A 1195-nucleotide genomic window follows, 5' to 3' on the forward strand; every position below is an offset into this window, starting at 1 on the left:
GGCCGCGCGAGATTTTTTCTGTAAATTGTGAAGAGGCACGGGGTTCTGGAGGTGGTTTGGAACGGTTGTTGGTTTCGGTGTTTGGCTCAGTTGTCGGTTGTTAGGGAGAGGTAGGCACGCCCGGTTTCCCATTCCTCGGAGGTGTCCATGAGGATGGCAGTGACGAGGCGCAGGACCGAGGCCTCGTTGGGGAAGAGTCCGGCGACCCGTGTGCGGCGTTTGATCTGGAGATTGAGGTTTTCGCTCATGTTGGAGGTGCGCAGGCGGCGGCGATGGGGCTCGGGAGCTTGGAAGACCGCAAGGCCTTCGGGGATGTTGGCTTCCATCCAGTCGGCGAGCTTCGAGGCGGTTTTTCGATACTTTTCAACCAGCTCGGCGAGGCGTTCCTCGGCCCTGGCCCGATCCGGGCAGTTGAAGATCGAGCGGATGTCGGCGGCAACCTGCTTGCGCAGGGCGACGTTGGGCACGTAGGCCTGGGCGTTCTGCTGGAGATGGAACTGGCAACGCTGCCAGGGGGTGGCGTTGAGGGTGGCGCGCAGGGCGGCTTTCAGGCCCTCGTGGGCATCGGAGGTGACGAGATCGGGGATGCCGATGCCGCGGGCCTTGAGCGAGGCGAGGAACTTGCGCCAGTGGGGCTCGGCTTCGGAGATGGCCGCCGAGACGCCCAGGACCATGCGTTTGCCGGTCTCGCGGCAGATGCCGATGGCGGTGAGCACGGCGCAGTCGCGCACTGCGCCATCGAGGCGAACCTTGATGTAGGTGGCGTCGAGGATGAGGTAGAGGATGGCCGGCAGTGCCCGGTTGCGCCACTTCTCGAACTCCTCGTCGAGTTCGGCGGTCAGGCGCGAGACCTGGGTGGAGGTGACCTCCAGTCCGCAGAGCTTCTTCATGACCTCGGTGACGCGGCGGGTGGAGACGCCCTGGAGATACATCTCGGCGATGGCGGCCTTGAGTGCTCGGTCGATGCGCGAGCCGGTTTCGAGCAGTGAGGTTCGGAACGGCTCCTCGCAGTCGCGGACCTGCGGGATGCGCAGATCCAGAGCCCCGAGGGAGGTTTGCAAGCCCCTCGGTTTGAAGCCATTGGCGTAGCCGGTGCGGGCTCCGGTGCGCTCGTGGGAGCCGGCCTGAATGTGGGCGGCACGTTCGAGGAGCATGGCGGCGTTGAGAAGCATTTCGGCGATGCGGGGCAGCCCGT

At 64.9% G+C, this 1195-nt stretch carries 1 protein-coding gene; it reads right to left on the reverse strand.

All coding sequences use genetic code 11. The annotated features are described in order from the left end of the window. Window positions 1–86: 86 nt before the first annotated feature. Window positions 87–1195 (reverse strand): IS256 family transposase (locus ACG2LG_RS23890; protein WP_396263385.1); only part of this gene is annotated, 1109 nt, incomplete at its 5' end.

Source organism: Haloferula sp. A504, assembly GCF_044385805.1.
GTDB lineage: Bacteria > Verrucomicrobiota > Verrucomicrobiia > Verrucomicrobiales > Akkermansiaceae > Haloferula.